General features: G+C 72.8%; 16 protein-coding genes and 1 pseudogene. 11 read left to right on the forward strand and 6 right to left on the reverse strand.

Features of this window, described 5'->3' with window-relative positions:
* Positions 1 to 11 precede the first annotated feature (11 nt).
* On the forward strand, positions 12 to 1,190 hold the full coding sequence (locus tag AB0C38_RS28310) for a lipase family protein (protein ID WP_360678748.1): 1,179 nt from the start codon (positions 12 to 14) through the stop codon (positions 1,188 to 1,190).
* Here the strand turns inward: AB0C38_RS28310 and AB0C38_RS28315 are convergent.
* Together AB0C38_RS28315 and AB0C38_RS28320 are read right to left on the reverse strand one after the other, a co-directional pair.
* Positions 1,142 to 2,077: a hypothetical protein gene (locus AB0C38_RS28315; RefSeq protein WP_360678751.1), complete on the reverse strand. Its 936-nt coding sequence runs from the start codon at positions 2,075 to 2,077 to the stop codon at positions 1,142 to 1,144. The two genes, AB0C38_RS28310 and AB0C38_RS28315, sit on opposite strands and share 49 nt — an antisense overlap.
* Positions 2,078 to 2,090: 13 nt before the next feature.
* Positions 2,091 to 3,164, reverse strand: a complete 1,074-nt coding sequence (locus AB0C38_RS28320) for a zinc-binding alcohol dehydrogenase family protein (protein WP_360678753.1) — start codon at positions 3,162 to 3,164, stop codon at positions 2,091 to 2,093.
* Between the two features lie 79 nt (positions 3,165 to 3,243).
* Here AB0C38_RS28320 and AB0C38_RS28325 point away from each other — a divergent pair, with 79 nt between their 5' ends.
* A complete protein-coding gene (locus tag AB0C38_RS28325) occupies positions 3,244 to 4,023 on the forward strand; it encodes a helix-turn-helix transcriptional regulator (RefSeq protein WP_360678756.1) in 780 nt (259 codons plus the stop codon).
* On the opposite strand, the gene AB0C38_RS28330 is transcribed toward AB0C38_RS28325, so the two are convergent.
* The gene (locus AB0C38_RS28330; RefSeq protein WP_360678758.1) at positions 3,999 to 4,577 is read right to left on the reverse strand and encodes a TetR/AcrR family transcriptional regulator; all 579 of its coding nucleotides are present in this window, start codon (positions 4,575 to 4,577) and stop codon (positions 3,999 to 4,001) included. The genes AB0C38_RS28325 and AB0C38_RS28330 overlap by 25 nt on opposite strands.
* Before the next feature lie 60 nt (positions 4,578 to 4,637).
* Here AB0C38_RS28330 and AB0C38_RS28335 point away from each other — a divergent pair, with 60 nt between their 5' ends.
* The 4 genes from AB0C38_RS28335 (at position 4,638) to AB0C38_RS28350 (ending at position 9,223) form a co-directional block, all read left to right on the forward strand.
* A complete protein-coding gene (locus AB0C38_RS28335; RefSeq protein WP_360678761.1) occupies positions 4,638 to 5,633 on the forward strand; it encodes a hypothetical protein in 996 nt (331 codons plus the stop codon).
* A 90-nt stretch (positions 5,634 to 5,723) separates the two neighbouring features.
* Positions 5,724 to 7,010 (forward strand): alpha/beta hydrolase, encoded by a 1,287-nt coding sequence (locus AB0C38_RS28340; protein WP_360678764.1) that lies wholly within the window; start codon positions 5,724 to 5,726, stop codon positions 7,008 to 7,010.
* 124 nt (positions 7,011 to 7,134) lie between these two features.
* Positions 7,135 to 8,271 (forward strand): adenosylhomocysteinase, encoded by a 1,137-nt coding sequence (locus AB0C38_RS28345; RefSeq protein ID WP_360678766.1) that lies wholly within the window; start codon positions 7,135 to 7,137, stop codon positions 8,269 to 8,271.
* Between the two features lie 76 nt (positions 8,272 to 8,347).
* Positions 8,348 to 9,223: an LLM class F420-dependent oxidoreductase gene (locus AB0C38_RS28350; RefSeq protein WP_360678769.1), complete on the forward strand. Its 876-nt coding sequence runs from the start codon at positions 8,348 to 8,350 to the stop codon at positions 9,221 to 9,223.
* On the opposite strand, the gene AB0C38_RS28355 is transcribed toward AB0C38_RS28350, so the two are convergent.
* Positions 9,220 to 10,035: an alpha/beta hydrolase gene (locus AB0C38_RS28355; protein ID WP_360678772.1), complete on the reverse strand. Its 816-nt coding sequence runs from the start codon at positions 10,033 to 10,035 to the stop codon at positions 9,220 to 9,222. The two genes, AB0C38_RS28350 and AB0C38_RS28355, sit on opposite strands and share 4 nt — an antisense overlap.
* A 46-nt stretch (positions 10,036 to 10,081) precedes the next feature.
* On the opposite strand from AB0C38_RS28355, the gene AB0C38_RS28360 reads away from it, so the two are divergent.
* The 4 genes from AB0C38_RS28360 (at position 10,082) to AB0C38_RS28375 (ending at position 13,824) form a co-directional block, all read left to right on the forward strand.
* Positions 10,082 to 10,741: a TetR/AcrR family transcriptional regulator gene (locus tag AB0C38_RS28360; RefSeq protein ID WP_360678775.1), complete on the forward strand. Its 660-nt coding sequence runs from the start codon at positions 10,082 to 10,084 to the stop codon at positions 10,739 to 10,741.
* Between the two features lie 109 nt (positions 10,742 to 10,850).
* Positions 10,851 to 12,146 (forward strand): hypothetical protein, encoded by a 1,296-nt coding sequence (locus AB0C38_RS28365; RefSeq protein ID WP_360678778.1) that lies wholly within the window; start codon positions 10,851 to 10,853, stop codon positions 12,144 to 12,146.
* Positions 12,147 to 12,217: 71 nt separating this feature from the next.
* Positions 12,218 to 13,084 carry an amidohydrolase family protein gene (locus AB0C38_RS28370; protein WP_360678780.1) on the forward strand — a complete coding sequence of 289 codons (867 nt, stop codon included), beginning with the start codon at positions 12,218 to 12,220 and terminating at the stop codon, positions 13,082 to 13,084.
* A 92-nt stretch (positions 13,085 to 13,176) separates the two neighbouring features.
* The gene (locus AB0C38_RS28375) at positions 13,177 to 13,824 is read left to right on the forward strand and encodes a GTP pyrophosphokinase family protein (protein ID WP_360678783.1); all 648 of its coding nucleotides are present in this window, start codon (positions 13,177 to 13,179) and stop codon (positions 13,822 to 13,824) included.
* 7 nt (positions 13,825 to 13,831) lie between these two features.
* Here AB0C38_RS28375 and AB0C38_RS28380 read toward each other — a convergent pair whose 3' ends face one another.
* Both AB0C38_RS28380 and AB0C38_RS28385 read right to left on the reverse strand, forming a co-directional pair.
* On the reverse strand, positions 13,832 to 14,473 hold the full coding sequence (locus AB0C38_RS28380) for a TetR/AcrR family transcriptional regulator C-terminal domain-containing protein (protein ID WP_360678785.1): 642 nt from the start codon (positions 14,471 to 14,473) through the stop codon (positions 13,832 to 13,834).
* Positions 14,470 to 15,774, reverse strand: a complete 1,305-nt coding sequence (locus AB0C38_RS28385) for a cytochrome P450 (RefSeq protein ID WP_360679122.1) — start codon at positions 15,772 to 15,774, stop codon at positions 14,470 to 14,472. Before AB0C38_RS28385 ends, AB0C38_RS28380 begins: the two co-directional genes overlap by 4 nt.
* Positions 15,775 to 15,909: 135 nt before the next feature.
* Between AB0C38_RS28385 and AB0C38_RS28390 the strand changes: the two are divergent.
* Positions 15,910 to 16,221 (forward strand): annotated as a pseudogene (locus AB0C38_RS28390) (ester cyclase); the annotation flags it as partial.
* Positions 16,222 to 16,248 lie beyond the last annotated feature (27 nt).

Here is a 16,248-nt window from a genome sequence, read left to right on the forward strand (position 1 = left end):
GAGGAGTTCCCGTGCGCCGAAGTCCTGTTTGGACGGTCCTGCTGGCCGTCATCGCCTCCCTGCTCTCTACCGTGTCGGCGAGTGCCGCCGCCGCGGATCCGCCGCCGGGCCCGAACGGCGACGCCTTCTACACGCCGCCGAGCCCGCTGCCGGACGGCGCCGACGGCGACGTGGTCTGGTGGCGACCGCTCCCGGACTCCGGCGGTACGAAGGAATATCTGGTGCTGTACCGGTCGCGGTCCGCGACCGACACGCCGATCGCGGTGTCGGGCCGGGTCCTGGTGCCGGCGACGCCGTGGACCGGCGCCGGGCCGCGGCCGATCGTCTCGGTGGCCAGCGGCACCCGCGGCATCGGCGACCGCTGCGCGCCGTCGAAGTTCCAGCCGGACTACGAAAAGCCGCTGTTCGTCGACGCGATGCTGAGCCGCGGCTGGGCCGTCGCGATCACCGACTACGAGGGCCTCGGTACGCCCGGCCTGCACACCTACGTCGTCGGCCGGTCCGAAGGCCACACGGTGATCGACGCCGTCCGCGCGGCCACCCGGCTGCCGGCCGCGGGCCTGGCCGCCGGCGGGCCGGTCGCGTTCTCCGGCTACTCCCAGGGCGGCGGGGGAGCGGCGTGGGCGGGCGAGCTGGCGCCGTCGTACGCGCCGGAGCTGAAGGTCGCGGGCATCACGGCCGGCGGGACGCCCGCGGACCTGAACGTCGTGGCGAAGAACCTCGAAGGCGGGATCGGCTTCGGCTTCCTGCTGTTCTCGGCGCTGGGCCTGGACGCGGCGTACCCGGAGCTGGACCTGCCCGCCTACCTCAACGAGCGCGGCCGGACGCTGTACGAGACGCAGCAGGACGCGTGCGTCGACGCGGTGTTCGGCTACGCCTTCGGGCACATCGCCGACTACACGACGTCGAACCCGCTGACCACCCCGAAGTGGCAGGCCCGGCTGGCGGAGAACGAACTGGGCGCGCGCCCGCCGAAGGCGCCGGTCTTCCTGTTCCACGGCAGCCTCGACGAGATCATCCCGCTGTCGCAGGCGCAGACGCTGCGGCGCGAGTACTGCGCGGCCGGGGTGGACGTCACGTGGGGCACCTACGTCGGCGAGCACGTGACGACGCTGGCGTTCTCCGCCGGCGACGTCGTGAACTACCTGGGCGACCGGTTCGCGGGCAAGCCGGCCCGCTCCAACTGCTGAGCGATCTCCGCGGCGGGGTAAGGAGTCCGCCGGTCTTCGGTGTGCAGCGCGAAGTAGAAGTCGTTGACGACGGCGGCCAGCGGGGCGTAGCGGCTGCACTGGCCGTCGTCGTCGATGTCGTGCCGGGTGATCCAGTTCGCCAGGCGGGTCAGCACGTAGGCCTGGTCGTGCGCGGAGTGCTCGGCGAGGAACGCCGCTTCGGCCGGCGAGAGCGCGAAGTCCGGCATCGCGGCGAGCCCGAAGTCGGTGAGGTAGAGCTGTTCCCCGTCGGTGAGGATGTTCTCGAAGTGCGCGTCGAAGTGCTGAACTCCCTGGCCGCCCAGGAACTCGGTGATGCCGCGGAGGTCACGGTGTGCCATGGTCACGCCGCCGGGGTTGCCGCCGAGCCACTGCGCGAGGTTCTGGGGCAGGTGTTCGAGGAACAGGACGAGGTCCGTGGTGGCGCCGTCGAGAGCCGCCAGCCGGCGCCGGACGCCCGGATCGCCGTGCCAGAACGCGACGTCCCGCTCGAGGTCGGCGCGGGGACGCGGCAGCCCGGGGAGGACGCGCCAGTGGTGCAGGAGCGGGAAGTTCTCGCACTGCCCGGTGCGCACCCAGCCGGTCGCCGCGAGGTGCGCGTCCAGTTCGCGCCAGGCGCTGATGCCCGCGGAGCCGACCCCGTAGTGGTACCAAGCCGGCAGGCCGTAAAGGTCGGCCGTCGACCCTTCGTGCCGCACCTCGATGTCGGTCAGCGCGACCCGCTTCACGAAGACCGGCTCGCCCGCCACGGTCAGCTGCCAGGTCGACCCGCCGATCCCGGTGCCGAGCGGGCGCGCGGACGCCAGGAGGTCGTCGGGTGCGTCCTCGAGGGCCGCGGCGATCTTCTCGTGTCGGGCGAGTCGGGTCACGCTTCGACGGTACTCAAGGACGAACCACGGTGAGGGCGAACCGCGTCGCCTGGCCGGCCGCGTGGTCGAGAGCTGCGACGATGTCGTCCAGGTCGAACTCCGTGACCGCGAACTGATCCAGATCCAGGAGCCCGGCGCGGGCGAGCGCGATCAGGCTCGCGTTCGCCGTCCGCGGGGCCAGCCACTGGCCGCGCAGGGTGATGTTGTTGCGCATCAGCCAGGGGTAGGGCAGGGCGAGGTCGTCGCCGCCGAGCATGCCGACCCCGCCCATCAGCACCACCCGGCCGTACTCGCGGACCGTCATCGCCGCCGCGCGCACGGGCGCGGTGCCCGCCGACGGCGGCAGCAGGTCGAGGACGACGTCGATCGGGCCGGGTGCCGCGTTGCGGAGGCGGGCCGTGTCGTCGTCGCCGGTCAGCCGCACCGTCCGGACGCGCGAGCCGAACCGGCGGTCGAGATCGGCGAGCGCTGCCTCGTTCCGGCCCGGGGCCACCACGCACGCCGCGCCCATGGCGAGCGCGACGGCGACCCCGGTGCTCCCGAAGTTCCCGGTGGCGCCGCTGACCAGCACGGTCTCGCCCGGCCGCAGATCCGCCGCGAGCAGACCGCCGTAGGGCACGAGACACTGGCTGAGGGCGGTCCACCGCCCGGCTTCGGCCGGGTCGATCCGCCCGAGCGGGATCGCGTTCTCGGTCGGGACGAGGACCTGCCCGGCGTACGAGCCGTGGCCGAAGTGACGCTGCAGGAACAGCCCGCCTTCGCCGCGGGCGCTCAGGCCCTGCAGCGTGATGTCCGGGGTCAGCGCGTCGTCGCGGGAGCGGATCGCCGGGTCGCACAGCACCCAGTCACCGGGAGCCAGCCGCGTCGCGTCCGGGCCGGTCGCGCGCACCCGGCCGACCGCGCCGGCGCCGGGCACGACCGGCAGTGTCAGCGCGTAGTTCCGCTCGCCGCGGAACGCCTCCGCGGCGTAGGGCAGCACCGGTGCGGCGACGACGTCGACGAGCACTTCGCCCGTGCCGAGCACTGGCGCGGGCACCTCGCGCACCGAGAGCGGTTTACCGAATTCTTCGAGGACAGCGGCTTTCATGTCCCCATCGTCGGGAAGATCAACGACGGCATCCAGGCCTGGTATCATCCTGGGACTGCCGAGTGCCACGGAGGTCGTCATGCCGGACTCGGCCCGGGCCGGGCTGGGGGAGTTCCTGCGGTCCCGGCGTGAGCGGCTGAGCCCGGCGGCGCTCGGCCTGCCGGACCGGCGCCGCCGCCGGACGCCGGGGCTGCGCCGCGAAGAGGTCGCCGAACTGGCCGGCATCGGCGTCGACTGGTACATCCGGCTCGAGCAGGGCCGCACGGTCAGCCCGTCGTCCGCGACGGTCGAGGCTCTCGCGAGTGCACTGCGGCTCGACGACGCCGAGCGCGCCCACCTGCGGGCGCTCGCCCGGAACCCGGCTCGGACCCCGTTCGGCCGGGAGCAGGTGCCCGAAGCCACCCGGCGGCTCGTCGAAGGCCTGACCGAGCCCGCCTACGTCACCGGCCGCCGCTGGGACGTGCTGGCCTGGAACCGCGCGGCGGCCGCGCTGTTCACGGACTTCGGCGCGCTTCCGGAGGCCGACCGGAACGTCCTGGTCTTCCTGCTGCTCGGCGAGCGCGGGCGGCGGCTGTTCGGCGCGGGCTGGGCCGCGCAGGCCGAGCACACGGTGGCGCAGTTCCGCGCCGCCCACGACCTGTGGGCCGGCGACCCGGCGTTCACCGCGCTGGCGGTGCGGCTGCGGTCGGGCTGCCCGGATTTTGCGACCTGGTGGGACCGCCACGACGTCGGCCGGAGCGGACCGGGGCGGAAGACGCTGTACCGCCCGGCGCCGGAGGAGTTCGACTACGCGACCTTCCAGGTCGCCGAGGATCCCGCGCTGCGCTTGACGATCTACGCGCCCACCAGCGGCAGGTAGACCTCGTCGACGATCTCCGCGAGCACGTCGTCGTCCACTGTGGTCAGTCCGCGGGTGAGGAGTTCGTTGCGCAGCAGCACGAGCGCCACGGTGGCGACGCGGGGATGCCGGGCGCCGGGGCGCGCTTCGCCGCGGGCGACGGCCCGGTCGAGGAGGGTGAGCCAGGCTTTCGTGCCGCCCTCGACGGCCTGCTCGTGCAGCTGTTCGCGGAGCTCCGGCTCGTCGCCGACGCCGGTCAGGAGGCTGCGCAGGATCCGGCCGGCGGGGGAGGACTGGCCGCAGTTGATCGCGCGCAACAGGGCCAGGACGTCTTCGCGCAGTTCGCCGGTGTCGGGTGGCTTGAGGGTGTCCTCGGCCAGGTGGCGGTAGGCGGCGACGCCGAGCGCGGCGCGGCTCGGCCAGCGCCGGTAGATCGCGTTCTTGTTGGTGCCGGCCCGCTGCGCGACCCGTTCCATGGTCAGGGCGGGGTAGCCGGCATCGGCGAGCTCGTCCGCGGCGGCGCGGAGGATCGCGTCTTCCAGTTCGGCGCCGCGGCGCCGGGTCTTCTCGGCCATGTGCCGCAGTGTACCGCCTTAGGGTACGGTACGGACCGTACCCTAAATTCTGGAGGAACCGTGCGAGCCAAGGGCATCGGCTACGACACCGGCTTCGAGCGCGGCGGGCGGTTCAACCGCCCGTTCGACCCGGACCTGGTCCGCCGCGAGCTGACGATCATCCGCGACGACCTGCACTGCACGGCGGTGCGGCTGATCGGCACCGACCTCGACCGGATCGAGCACGCGGCGCGGGAAGCGGCCGCGCTCGGGCTGGAGGTGTGGTTTTCGCCGTTCCCCTGGGACCACACCCCGGACGAGATCCTGTCCCTGCTCGCCGACGGCGCTTCGCGCGCGGAACGTCTCCGGTCGGCGGGCGCCGAGGTCGTGTTCGTCACCGGGGCCGAGCTGAGCCTGTTCAACCACGGTTTCCTGCCGGGGGACGGGATCGAGGAGCGCCTGGCCGGGCTGCTGGCATCGCGAGAGCTCATTGCCGGGCTCTCGGACCGGGTCAACGCGTTCCTGGCCCGGGCGGTCGAGGCGGTCCGTGCCCGGTTCGGCGGCCGCGTGACGTACGCGGCGATCCCGCTGGAGCGGGTGGACTGGGAGCCGTTCGACATCATTTCGGTGGACGCGCACCGCTCGAAGGAGGTGGCGCACGTGTACCGCGAAGGTGTCCGCACGCTGGTGGCGTCGGGCAAACCGGTGGCGATCACGGAGTTCGGCGTGACGCCGTACCGGGGAGCGGCCGACCTCGGCGCCCGCAGCGGCGAAATCGTGGAGTACGAAGGCGAACTGCCGGTCCGGCTGAAGGGCGAGTACGTCCGCGACGAGGAGGAGCAGGCGCGGTACTTCCGCGAGCTGCTGGAGATCTTCACGACGGAGGGCGTCGACGCGGCTTTCGCCTGCACGTTCGTGTGTTACGGACTGGTCCACCGCGCCGACCCGCGGGAGGACCTGGACATGGCGAGCTGGGGCGTGGTGAAGGTGCTGGAAGAGGGCTCGGGCCGGACGTACGGCGATGTGCCCTGGGAACCGAAGGCGGCTTTCGGCGCCCTGGCCGAGTGCTACGCCTGACCCGGGTCACCGCCCCGATCGAGGTGCGCCTACTGGCCGGGTTCGCCGGATTCGTGGCGGTGGACCCGGTGCCGGGGTGACACTGGCGCCATGAAGGTCGTCGACGGGTACTACGGCACACGCCGCCCGTCGACGACCGCGCGCTACGCCACGCCACCGCCGCTGCGACGCGGTCCGGTGCTGGTCACGGCCGCTTTCGCGGCCCTCGGCGGCGCCCTGATCCCGGCCGCTTCGCTCGCCGCGCTCTGGCGGGTCTGGCAGTTCTACGCCATGTTGTTCGGCCTGTTCGCCGCCGTCGAGCTGGTCGCTTTCGTCGCGGTGCTCGGGTGGCCGACCCGCAAGACCGCCCGGGCCGGCGCGCTCGTCGCGGCCGCGAGTCTCGCGCTGTGGGTGGCGAGCCGGCCGCTCGGCCTGCTGACGCGGTTCGACCCCTGGCAGCCGGCGGACACCGTCGCCGGCTTCACCGACTACGCCGCGGCCGCGCTGCAGGTCATCGCCATCTTCGGCTTCCTGGTCGTCGCCCGGCGGCGGGCGCACCCACAGCCGTCGACGCTTCGGCGCGTGTCGGCGTGGATCGTGCTGTTCCCCGTGCTGCTGCTGGTGCTCGCGACCGGCGCGGCGGGAACGGTCGCGGCCGGCGACAACGTCACCGGCACGGCGGCCCCCAGCCTGCTCGACGGCAGCACGGTCGAATACTGCCGCCCGGACGGGATCTCCCTGGTCATGGACATCGCCCGGCCGAGACCGGACGTCCGGGGCGCCCCGGTAGCGCTCTTCCTGCACGGCGGCGGGCTCATCCTCGGCAACCGCAAGCCGGCCGGCCCGGGCGCGCTGCTCGCCGGGTCGCGGCTCGTCCCGCTGCGCGACGCCCTGACGGCGCGGGGGTTCGCGGTCGCCTCGATCGACTACCGCCTCGCACCCGCGGCACGCTGGCCGGCGCCGCTGACGGACGCTAGGTGCGCGGTCCGGTTCCTCAAGGCCAACGCGGTGGCGTTGAACGTCGACCCGGCGCGGATCGCGGCCGTGGGCACGGGAACGGGCGGCACGCTGGCGTCGCTGCTCGGTGTGACCGGCGAGCCGGACAGCGCGGTCCGGGCGGTGGCGGCGTTGGACGCGCCGGCCGAATTCGACTTCGTGGGTCAGGACCCGCTCACCCGGGCCTCGATCCTGCTCGCCCTGGGCCGCTCCCCGGCGACGCTGCGGGAGGCGAGCCCGCTTTCCTACCCGGGCTCGGGCGCGCCGCCGTTCCTGATCGGGCAGGGCGGCCGGAAGTCGGCCGAGTTCGCGGACCACCTGCGCACGGCGGGTGTCCCGGTGACGGCAGGCGACGGTGAACCGGCCGCGGTGGCGGACTTCCTGGCCGCGGTCGTGCGGTAGCTTGGGGGCATGAGCGGACCGGGACTCGTGGCGCCGATCTTCGGCGACCACTCCTACCGCTGCGACTTCTACGGTTGATCGGCCCCGCTCCGGGTCCTCTTTCTCCTCAACCGTAAGGAAAGTCATGCCTTCATCCCCGCACGCCGGTACCAGCTGGGCGCTCAAGCACATGCCGCTGACCGCGGCCGCCGTCGAGGAGACCGCGCCGCTGCTCACCGGGCGGCGCCTGGCGATGTGCCTGCACGTCGAGCCCAAGACGGCGGCGCTGGTCACCCTGCTGGCCGGCGCCGGCGTCGAGGTCACGCTGACCGGCTCGCCCGGCACCACCCACGACGACGTCGCCGACGCGCTGCGGGCGCTCGACGTGCGGGTGCACACGCGCCGCGCCGACGACGACGCCGCTCACGCCCGCAACGTCGCGAAGGTCCTCGGGTGCGAGCCGGACCTCACCCTCGACAACGGCGCCGACCTCACGCTGTCGCTGCTGGAGTCCGGGACGCCCGCGGGGTACCTCGGCGGCACCGAGGAGACGACCACGGGCGGCCGGCGGCTGCGGGAAGCGCGCGTCGGCCACCCGGTCGTCGTGATCAACGACTCGCGGCTGAAGCTGCTGGTGGAGAACGAGTTCGGGGTCGGCCAGAGCGTCGTGCAGGGATTCCTCAACGCCACCAACCTGATGGTGCCGGGGATGCGCGCGGCGGTGCTCGGCTACGGGCCGTGCGGCAAGGGCGTCGCGGACACCCTGGCGCGCCTCGGCGCGCGGGTCGCGGTGTGCGACACCGACCCGATGCGGGCGCTCCAGGCCATTTTGGACGGTCACCGGGTCGGCTCGTCCATCGAAGTCCTCACCGATGCACAGGCGGTGTTCACCGCAACGGGCGCTCCGGGCGTCGTCGGCTCCGCGGAGCTGGCGGCCTTGCCTGATGGCGCACTGCTCGCCGGGGTCGGGCACTTCGCGTGGGAGATCGACGCGGCCGCGCTGCGGGCGGCGACGGTCCGCACGGTCGAGTACGGCGAGCCGGGCCGCCGGGTCGGGCACGTCCTGGCCGACGGCCGGGAGATCGTCGTCCTCGACCGGGGCCGGATGCTCAACCTGACCGCCGCGAACGGCAACTCCATCCAGGCGATGGACCTCGGGCTCACCCTGCAGGTCCGCAGCCTGGCGGCGGTGGCCGCGGGCGGGCTCGCGGCCGAGGTCCAGCCGGTCCCGGCGCCGGTGGAGCACCGGATCGCCACGGACCTGGTGGCGCGGCTGCGCTGAAGCCGGGGCTTGCCCTGGAGTGCGCTCCAGGTCCTAACGTGAGGGCCACGCCGACCGCACGTCAGGAGAACGCTTCATGGAGCTCGGTTTCCACCTTCCCATCTTCGACATCGACGGCGGGACCACCGCCATCGCCGGTGAGCTCGCCCGGGTGGGCGCGGCGGCGGAGGAGGCCGGGGCGACCTGGCTGTCCTTCATGGACCACTACTTCCAGATCGAGCCGACCGGCCGGCCCGCCGAGTCGAACATGCTGGAGGGCTACACCACCCTCGGCTTCCTCGCCGCGCACACGTCCCGGATCGAGCTGGGCCTGCTCGTCACGGGCGTGACCTACCGGCACCCCGGCCTGCTCGCGAAGATCGTCACCACGCTCGACGTCGTCTCGGGCGGCCGGGCCGCGCTCGGGATCGGCGCGGCCTGGTTCGAGCGCGAGCACCGGGGGATGGGCGTGCCGTTCCCGCCGATCGCCGAGCGGTTCGAGCGGCTGGAGGAGACGCTGCGCATCTGCGGGCAGATGTGGGACCCGGCGGACAACGGCCCGTTCGAGGGCAAGCACTACCAGCTCGCCGAGACGCTGTGCTCGCCCCAGCCGATCAGCCGGCCGAAGGTGCTCATCGGCGGCGGGGGAGAGCGCAAGACGCTGCGGCTCGTCGCGCAGTACGGCGACGCGTGCAACCTCTTCGCGTCCTCGCCCGAGGACGTCGCGCACAAGCTGGACGTGCTGCGCGGCCATTGCGACGACGTCGGCCGCGACTACGACGAGATCCGCAAGACGGTCCTGGCGAACAACCCGCGCCCGTCGCCGGAAACCCGTGACGACTTCGTCCGGGCCATGGCGGACTACGCGAAGCTCGGCGTGCAGGCGGCGATCATCACGCCGACCACGGGCTCGCCGGCCGCGTGGATCGAGGGCATGGCGCCGGCCGTGCCGCGGCTGGCCGAGTTCGGCTAAGCCACGGCGGCGGTCAGGATCCGCGCGGTCACCAGCTCCGGGCGCTGCAGCGGCAGCGCGTGGGTCGTGCGGGGCACGATCTCGACGTCGAACAGCGGGTTGAGGTGCTTCACCCGCTGTTCGACGTCGCGCGCGGGGTGGATCACGCTGTGTTCGGCGAGCAGCAGCCGGACCGGGACGGTGATCGCGCGCAGCTCGTCGTCGGTGAACAGGCGCGGCGGCGGGAGCTGAGCGCGGAACTTGAGCGCCCCGAACAGCAGCGGGCGGAAGGTGCGCCGGACCGCGGCCCGCGGGCGCGGGTCGAACCAGCGCACGATTTCCCGCAAGCTCCACCAGATGAAGCTCGAGCCGATCGCCGCGAACCCGGACGGCTCGATCGCGACCACCGCGGCCACCCGGGACGACCCCCGCGCCGCGAGGCCGAGCGCGTGCCGGCCCCCGGTGGAGACGCCGGCGAGCAGGACCCGGTCGTGGCCGAGGCCGTCGAGCACGTCACTCAGCCAGTCCGCGTACTCGGCGTCGTCCGTGATCGGGCGCGTCTGCCGGGACCGGCCGGGCTCGCCGATCGTGTCGACGGCGTACACGCGGTGGGCGGCGGCCAGCTCGGCGACGTGCGGGTACCACGACAGTGACGTGCCCATCCCGCCCGGCAGCAGCACGACCGGCGGTCCGGCATCGCCGCTGGTCCGCACGCGGGTCGGTCCGTAGCGCGTCTCGACGTCCAGCTCGCGCGCCGGCCAGTGCTTCGCGACCTCGTCGTAGGCGGCCAGGTAGGCCTCTTCGGCCCGCCGGTCCTTGAACTCTCCGAGCATCGGTACCCCCTGGTGTTTTTATAGTGCAAACGCACGATAACAGTACGTGTCCGATTCTGTCGAGATCGACGGCTGTGAGATCGAAGGACTGTGGGAGAGTGACCGCGTGCCGAAACGCGTCGACCACCAGCAGCGCCGGCGTGAGATCGCGGAGGCCGTGTTCCGGATCGCCGCGCACCACGGCCTGGCGGCCGTGACGCTGCGTGCGGTCGCCGCCGAAGCCGGGATCTCGATGAACCTCGTCCAGTACTACTTCCCGGCCAAGGACGACATGCTGCGGTTCGCCTGGGGGCGGATGGTGGAGCTGAGCGCCGAGCGGGCCGCCGTCGAGGTCGGCCGCGCGCTGGAGACCGGCGACGCACGCGTGGTCGTGCGGGCTTACCTCGCCGCGGTCTTGCCGTCCGACGAGCGTGCGCGGCTCCTGTGTGCAGTGCAGATCGCGTACTTCGCCGCCGACGTCACCCGCGGTGGCGCGCAGCCGGACCAGGAAGCCTTGCTGCCGCACCTGGTCCGCGGGCTGGCCGAGCAGATCCGCTTGGCGCAGAACGGCGATCGCGTCGGCCCGGACCTGGACGCGGCGCTGGAGGCCGGCACCCTCGCGACGATGGCCGCCGGCCTCGTCACCGGGATCCTCGTCGGAGCGTACACGGCCGAACAAGCTTCCGCGCTCGTCGAATACCGGCTCGACCGGCTGTTCAGCGCCTGATTCAGTGTCCATAGTGGATGTTCCGGTAAATCCCTTTCGGTGATCGGTGAACCATTCACGGCGGGGCGCCGTGTGCCGTGGTGAGGTGGCGACCTGAGAGGAGGGGCTGATGCCCCACGGACGCAGTACCGGACGACACCGCAAACAGGCCACGATCGGGCTGGCGGCGCTGCTGGGAGTCGCGGGGGCGACGGCGACGGCGATCGCGCTCAGCAGCCCGGCGAGCAACGCGGCGACGGAGAGCTGCGGCGGCCTGGACACGGCGCTGCAGAACAACCTCACGTTCATCGCTGGTCAGCAGGCGGCCCCGGACGCGCAGTCGGCGGCCCGGATAGTCAACCGCCAGGCGGTGGTCGACCAGATCCAGCAACGCCGCGCGGCGGCCGGCTGCGGCGGAGCGGTGGCGGCGAACGCGGTAGCGGCCCAGTGCGCGGCGATCGCCGACGCGGCCGCGCAGGACGCGGTCGCCGGCGAGGACGCCCAGGCCGACGAGAACGGCATGGCGAAGGGCAACGGCAAGGCCAAGAACGGCAAGGCCGCCCAGCAGAAGGCGGCGGACGAGAACGGCGCGGCGGACGAGAACGGCATGGCCGCCGAGAACGGCGCCGCTGCCGAGAACGGCATGGCCGGCAACGGCAAGGCGAAGCAGCAGGCCAAGGCGGCGGAGAACGGCGCCGCCGAGGACAACGCCATGGCCGGCGAGCAGGACGCCGCCGCTCAGGACGACGCCGCTGCCGAGGCTTGCGGTGTGGTGGAGCAGTGCGTGGCCCAGGCCGCCGGAGCCGCCGACGCCAACGGCATGGCCGCCGAGAACGGCATGGCCGAGCAGAACGGCGCAGCCGACGAAAACGGCATGGCCGACGGTAACGGTATGGCCAAGCAGAACGGCGCGGCCAAGCAGAACGGAATGGCCGCCGAGAACGGCGCGGCCGCCGACAACGGCATGGCCGACCAGAACGGCGCAGCCGACCAGAACGGCATGGCCAACGAGAACGGTATGGCTGCACAGAACGAAGCCGCGGCCCAGGATGATGCCGCGGCGCAGAACGAAGTCTCCGAGCAGGACTGTGCCGCCATCCTCGACTGCGTAACCCAAGCCACCGCCGACTCCGGCGCGGCCGCGGACCAGCAGGGAATGGCTGCCGACCAGAACGGTATGGCCGCGGACCAGAACGGCATGGCGGCAGACCAGAACGGCATGGCCGCTGACCAGAACGGCAATGGTCACCAGAAAGCCAAGGGCAAGAACAAGAACGCCGAAGCCGCGGCCGACCAGGCGGCCGCGGCAGCGGTAGCGGAAAAGTGCGTCGCCGCCTCGGCGGACACCGGCACCGAAACCGCAACCGCAACGGGCACCGAGACCGCGCCCGACAGCGCCACCGAATCGGCAACCGAAGGAAAGTGAGACCAGGAGGGTGTGCACCGGCGGCGGGCTGGTGCACACCCTCCGTCAGCCTTACCTGCGACACTGACCCGGTGGAGTTCGCCCCCGAACGGAAGTTCGCCGTCTGCCCCGGCCCGGACCCGCGGCCCCGCGCCCCGGTCCGGGTCGTCGTGCCGCCCGGGGCCGTCGACACCCACGCGCACGTCGTCGGCGACCGTGGCTTCGTCGAAGACCGCAGCTTCACCCCGCCACCGGCCACCGCCGCCGACTATCTAGCCATGCTCGACGCCACGAACATGACCTACGGCGTCCTGGTGCAGGTCAGCGTGCACGGCACCGACAACACCCTGCTCGTCGACACCCTCCGCGCCCACCCCGGCAGGCTCAAGGGCGTCGCCGTCGTGGACCCCCACGTCGGCGACCGCGAGCTCGCCGAACTCCACGACGCCGGCGTCACGGGGCTGCGGATCAACACCCTGACCGGCGGCGGCGTCGGTTTCAGCGCACTGGACCGCCTTGAAGCGATTTGCGCGGAGCACGGCTGGCACCTGCAGCTGTTCGCCGACGCGGCCACGCTGAACCCGGCGAGGCTGGCCAAGCTCCGCGTGCCGTACGTGCTCGACCACCTCGGCGTCCCCGACGTCACGGCCGGGACCAGGAACCGGCTGGTGCGCGACCTGGTCGCCGACGGTGCCTGGGTCAAGCTGTCGGGAGCCAACCGGCTCGCCGAACCGCCGTACGCCGAGACCGTGCCGTTCGCCCGGGAGCTCGTCGCTGCGGCGCCGGACCGGTGCGTCTACGGCTCCGACTGGCCGCACGTCGGGCACTGGGGCCCGATGCCGAACGACGGCGACCTCGTCGACCTGCTCGCCGACTGGGTCCCCGACCCCGCCACCCGCGCGGCGGTCCTCGGCGCCAACGCGCGCCGGCTCTACGGCTTTGCTGACCCGATCCGGTGACCGGCGGGAACTCCGGCCCGTCGATGCTCGTTGATCCAGTGGAGCGCAGTAACCTGGTGCGCCCAACCGACCGACGACAGCACGAGGCTTCAGTGACCACCGATCCGGCGGCCGAGGACCTGCGGGAGGCGGCCGACGAGCTCGCCGTCGCCGGGCAGCTCCCGCGATTCCTGCTGATGTACAAGTTCGCCATCGAAGAGCTGATGACGAAACTGCGGATCCTCAGCGAGGAGTTCGACTTCGTCCACAGCCACGACCCGATCGAGCACATCACGAGCCGGGTCAAGCGGCCGGAGGCGATCAAGGAGAAAGTCCACCGCCGCGGCCTCGGTGACGACTGGATCGCCGCCGCGCACGTCCTCGACGACATCGCCGGCATCCGCGTGGTCTGCCCGTTCGTGTCCGACGTCCACCAGGTCGCCCGCATGCTCACCGCGCAGGACGACGTCGAGCTGTTGCGCACCAAGGACTACATCGCCCGGCCGAAGGCCAACGGCTACCGCAGCCTGCACCTGATCGTCCGGATCCCGGTGTTCCTCTCCGACCGGGTCGAGAAGGTCAAGGTGGAGGTCCAGCTGCGCACCATCGCGATGGACTTCTGGGCGGCGGTCGAGCACAAGCTGTCGTACAAGTACTCCGACAGCGTCCCGGAGGACTTCGCGGGCGAGCTCGCGGCCGCGGCCAGGACGGCGGCGGACCTCGATGCCCGCATGGCGGCGCTGCACGAACGCATCCGCTGACCCCGGATCACGGCGCGAGCGCGTCGAGCAGGATGCCCAGCCCGAACTCGAACTCCGCTTCGTGGTCGCACACCGCGAGGTACGGCGCGGCCGCGGAGACGGCCGGCAGCCCGGACCCTTCGAGGTCCGCGAGCCGGCCCCGGTCGCCGGCGCCGCTGAACGTCGGCGCCGCGTCGACCTCCCGCATCAGGGTGCCGATGAGGAACGCCAGCACCGCCCGCAGCCCGTGCACCGCGCGGTCCGGCGGGTAGCCCGCCGCGAGCAGCGGGCCGAGCACGGCCTCGACCGGCGCGAGCGCCGTCATCGACGCGAGCTGCCGGGTCAGCACGAGCGGCGCCGCGCGCGGGTGGCCGAGCATCGCGGCCCGGAACCCGTGCGCCAGCGCGGACATCGTCTCCCGCAGGCCGGTTCCCGGCGTCGGCGCGGGGATCGCGGCCAGCAGGACCTCGGCGACCCCGTCCAGCAGGGCGTCCTTGCCGTCGACGTGGTTGTACAGGCTCATCGGGTCGACGCCGAGACGGCGCGCGAGCTTGCGCATGCTGACGGCGGCCAAGCCCTCTTCGTCGACGAGCGCGAGCGCCTCCTTCAGGATTCGCGCGCGCGACAGGACGTCCGCGTCCCTGGGGGGACGGCCACGGCGGGCCGTCACGAGGAGAGCACCGCCGGCAGGCTTTCGTAGCCGCGCAGGATCCGCGTCTCCCGGCGCCGGCCCCCGGGCAGCACGCGCAGGCCGGGGAACCGGTCGAAGATCGTGCGCAAGCCGATCTCGCCCTCCATGCGCGCCAGGGACGCGCCCAGGCAGTGGTGGCGGCCGGCGCCGAACGCCACGTGGTCGCGCGCGCCGGTCCGCGTGACGTCGAAGGTGCCCGGATCGGTGAACACCGAGGGGTCGCGGTTCGCGCCGGCCAGGACGGTCGTCACGAGCGCCCCGCGCGGCAGGGGAACCCCGGCGATCTCGGTGGCGCGCGTCGCGAGGCGGCCGGTCAACAGGACCGGCGGGTCGTACCGCAGGACCTCCTCGACGGCGTTGCCCCACAGCTCCGGCCGCTCGCGCAGCACGGCGAGCTGGCCGGGGTCGCCCGCGAGCAGGGCGATCCCGCTGCCGAGCAGGTTGACGGTCGTCTCGAAGCCGGCCGCCAGCACCAGGCCCGCCGTCGACTTCAGCTCCGTCTCGGTGAGGCCCACACCGCCGTCACGGGCCGCGACGAGCTTGCTGAACAGGTCCTTGCCGGGGTGCCGGCGCAGGTGGTCGAGGTGCTCGCCGAGCCAGGCGTCGAACTCGCCCAGCGCCGTCTCGACGTCGCGGAACGTCCGCCAGCCCAGGCCGAGGTCGAGGCTGGGCGCGGCGGCCGCGCCCAGCGACAGCACCTTGCCGAGGTCGGCCGGCGGCACGCCGAGGATCTCGCTGATGACCGTCACCGGGAGCAGGCCGCAGTAGGACTCGACGAGGTCGAGCGGCCGGTCGGGGTCGAGCCCGTCGAGCAGGCTGTCGGCGATCTCCTGGACCCGGCCGCGCAGCTGCTCGACGGCGCGCGCGGTGAAGACGCCGGTGACCAGCTTGCGGTAGCGGGTGTGCTCCGGCGGGTTGACGGCGAGCAGCGACGGCGGCCGCACCGGGTGCAGGTGCTCGCCGGCCGACCATTCGACCAGCCGGCCGAGCGCCGAGCCGTCGGAGCCGAGGACGCCGACGCGGAAGTCTTCGCTGGACAGCACCTCCCGGACCGCGGCGTGCGACGTGGTCATCCAGCCGAAGCGGGTGCGGGCGAGCGGACCGGCGGCGCGGATCTCCTCGAACAGCCCGGTCAGGTCGCGCCCGTCGGCCGCGGCGACGACCATCCGCCCCTGGAGGTCCCCGCGCCGGGCTTCGCGGCGCAGCACGGTGCGGGGGAGCGCGTGGCCGAGGCCCCACCGGACGACGGGCTTGGCCCGGGCCAGAGCTGCGTCGAGCACCGTCACGACATCCCCTTCCGTCAGCGTGCCTACAGTGTAGGTTATCGTCGATTACCTACGTCGTAGATTTAAGGAGCGCCGGTGACCGAGTTCGACATCCCCGCACCCGAAGTCCTCGTGGCCCGCCAGAAACTGGTGCTCGACCACTTCCACGACGAGGTCGCCCAGGACTGGGACGCCACGCTCTCGACGTTCCCGCACCCGCACTACGAGGTGGTCGCGACGATGACGGTCCACGACGGTGACGGCGCCGTCCGGGGCTACTACCACGACACGCGCACCGCGTTCCCCGACCAGCACCACGAGCTGATCGCGCTGCGGCACAGCGCGGACGCGGTCGTCGTCGAGTTCTGGCTGCTGGGCACGCACCTCGGCCCGCTCGGCGCGATCCCGGCGACCGGGTCCCGCTTCCGCGTGCGCATGACGGCCTACTTCGTGTTCGACGCCGAGGAACGCCTGGTGTGCGAGCGCATC

Source organism: Amycolatopsis sp. NPDC048633 (assembly GCF_040650695.1).
Lineage (GTDB): Bacteria > Actinomycetota > Actinomycetes > Mycobacteriales > Pseudonocardiaceae > Amycolatopsis.